The following is a 2,885-nucleotide window of genomic DNA, read 5'->3' on the forward strand; positions in this document are numbered from 1 at the left end:
TTTTCACCCCCTTTCTGTTACCAGTCTGGGGCAGTAACACCTATAGTATACAACAAAAGCACCTATCTTAGGTGCTTTTGTTGTATCTAAACACGTATCGATGCTAATATGGTATACTATGTGTAATATATCTATTTTTCTCATGTGCAGAATATAAAAAGGAGTATCTATTTACATGGACAGTGATCTGACCTTAGATTTTATAATTATCATCGTATTAATCATCGCGAATGGCTTGTTCTCTATGACGGAATTGGCTATCGTTAATGCGAAGAAACGAAAATTAGAGGAAATGGCCGAAGCTGGCAACGAGCGTGCTAAAAAAGCCTTTGAATTAGCAGAAAATCCAAACGAGATGTTCTCTACCATTCAAATTGGTATTACTCTCGTTGGTATCTTAACTGGTTTGTATTCTGGTGCTACCTTCTCTGGTCCATTAGAGGATATATTAGTGGCAAGCATTCCAAGCATCGAGCCCTATGCTGCATCTATTAGTTCCTTCCTCATCGTTGCTATCATCACCTATTTATCCCTCGTTATCGGCGAGCTTGTACCGAAACGTTTAGCTTTAAATAGCCCTGAAAGCATTGCCGTTGTAGTATCTAAACCGATTTACTGGTTATCTGTAGCATTAAAACCTATCGTTAGCTTCCTCGGTGTTTCCACAGAATTCCTTTTAAAATTACTAGGCGTTACTGTAAAAGAAGAGGCGCCTGTTACAGAGTCTGAAATCAACAAAATGCTCACCGAAGGCGTTGCTATGGGTGCTTACGAAGAAGAGGAACCTATCCTCGTAGAAAATATCTTCCACTTAGCAGATATGAACGCTGGTGACATCATGACACCTCGTACACAACTCAAATGGATCGACCTTAACGGTACAGAGGACGAAATCATGGAAGTCCTTAAAAATGCCAACCATTACCGCATTCCTGTAGGTACCGATTCCTTGGACGAATTAAAAGGTCTCGTTACCGTATCTGACGTATTAGTTCAAATCATGCAACGTCCTAGCGAACGATCCATTCATGATATTATTGAATCTTGTTTGAAAGAACCATTACTCATTCCAGAATCCATTACGCTCATGAAATTATTGAACGTACTCCGTACAGAAGGCGTTCATGAAACTATCGTTCTCGACGAGTACGGCGGTTTCAGTGGTCTTGTAACCTTACATGACATCATGGAAGAAATCGTAGGTCTTATGCCTTCTGGCGAAGAAGAAATCAAGGAAGAAGAAAATAAAATCGTTGAACGTGAGGATGGTTCCTGGCTTGTAGATGGCCTTCTTGACGTAGACGAATTTAAAGAATTCTTCCATATCGATCAAGAGCTACCAGGCGAAGAAAAAGACTTGTACAAAACAATGGGCGGTCTCTTAAATGTTCTCTTTGGTCGCATTCCAAAAGAATTGGACAAAGCAAAATGGAATGGCTATACCTTTGAAGTTGTAGATATGGATAATACCCGTATCGATAAGATTCTTGTAACCTATGAAGAACCTATCGTAGTACAAGAAACAGAAGAAAAAGATTAATACCTACTAACTTGTAGATTTATGAGCATTGTAGATTTATAAAGAGTGAGTTCTCCTATGGAGGACTCACTTTTTATATATACCCCTAGCCGTTTACATATAAATATAGTATTATTAAATTGTATAAAATATATAATCAGACCTAATATAGCTATTAACTACTATAATTTTAATGGCTAATTTAGATCTACTCTCATAATATGGAGTCCTATGAATGCTGCATCTGTGTAGTTGTGTGTCATAGGACTTATGTGTGGTAAAAGGAGAGATTCTATGAATCAACGAGTTATAGCAACCATAGGGGCCCTCTTAATTGGGACTGCCGTCATAAGTGGTTGTGGATCTGAAAAGCAACCTGAGGATACGAGCCTCAAGGTGCGCACCATCACCATCGGTGAAGAATCTGGTACTACTAGTGCTGGCTATGCAGGCACTATCCATAATAAAACGGAAACAAACTTAGCCTTTCAAATTGGAGGACGCGTCATCAATAAATTCGTAAATGTTGGTGATGTGGTACAAGCAGGCCAAGTCATCGCGCAAATCAATGGTTCCGATACATCAGCGCAAGTACAAAATGCTGAGGGTGCTGTAAAAGCTGCTCAATCGGCCTATGAATTAGCGGAAACCAATGCTAAGCGATATCGTGAGCTCTACGCGCAACAAGCGATTAGTAAGTTGCAATTAGACCAAGCAGAAAACCAATTGAATGCTACCTCTGCTCAATTACAACAAGCACAGGCTAGCCTCAATTTGAGTAACAATCAAAATAGCTATACTAATTTGACTGCTCCTGATACAGGTATTATTACAGCTTTCAATATTGAACCAGGCCAAGTCGTAGCGGCTGGTCAAAGCGTTGGTACCTTAGCGGCTGGTCGCGACCCAGAAGCAGTCATTGCCCTTCCTGAGCAAGAATTGACCAAGGTTCATGTGGGAAGCCCTGCCACTATTACATTCTGGGCTCTACCAGATGTAACTGTGCAAGGTGTGGTCCGTGAAATTTCACCAGTTCCTGACCCTGTAGCGAGAACGTATACCGTAAAAATTGCCTTACAAAATCCACCTAAAGAGGTGCAACTAGGCATGACGATTAATGCTAATCTATCTACTACAGATAGCACTAATATTTCCATTCCGTTAACGGCTCTTGTGAAAGACTCTAACGGCAATAATGCAGTGTATATTATCCGAGATAAAAAGGCTCATCTCGTGCCGATTAAGACCGGTGAGTTTGGTAAGAACTCCGTCATCGTCACATCTGGTTTAGCTAAGGGTGACATTGTCATTACCGCAGGTACCCAACAATTACAAGAAGGGACGGCGGTTAGTCAATGAAACAATT

At 40.6% G+C, this 2,885-nt stretch carries 2 protein-coding genes; both read left to right on the plus strand.

The annotated features are described in order from the left end of the window. Positions 1 to 175 precede the first annotated feature (175 nt). The gene (locus tag QZ055_RS08995) at positions 176 to 1,540 is read left to right on the plus strand and encodes a hemolysin family protein (RefSeq protein ID WP_105090001.1); all 1,365 of its coding nucleotides are present in this window, start codon (positions 176 to 178) and stop codon (positions 1,538 to 1,540) included. Positions 1,541 to 1,813: 273 nt separating this feature from the next. Then, on the plus strand, positions 1,814 to 2,878 hold the full coding sequence (locus tag QZ055_RS09000) for an efflux RND transporter periplasmic adaptor subunit (protein WP_295826356.1): 1,065 nt from the start codon (positions 1,814 to 1,816) through the stop codon (positions 2,876 to 2,878). Positions 2,879 to 2,885 lie beyond the last annotated feature (7 nt).

Source organism: uncultured Veillonella sp. (assembly GCF_905209685.1).
Taxonomy (GTDB): Bacteria; Bacillota; Negativicutes; order Veillonellales; family Veillonellaceae; genus Veillonella.

Excerpts from the sequence above, each read along its gene's own strand:
- QZ055_RS08995 (WP_105090001.1), top strand. The coding sequence starts at position 176 with ATGGACAGTGATCTGACCTTAGATTTTATAATTATCATCGTATTAATC.
- QZ055_RS09000 (WP_295826356.1), top strand. The coding sequence starts at position 1,814 with ATGAATCAACGAGTTATAGCAACCATAGGGGCCCTCTTAATTGGGACT.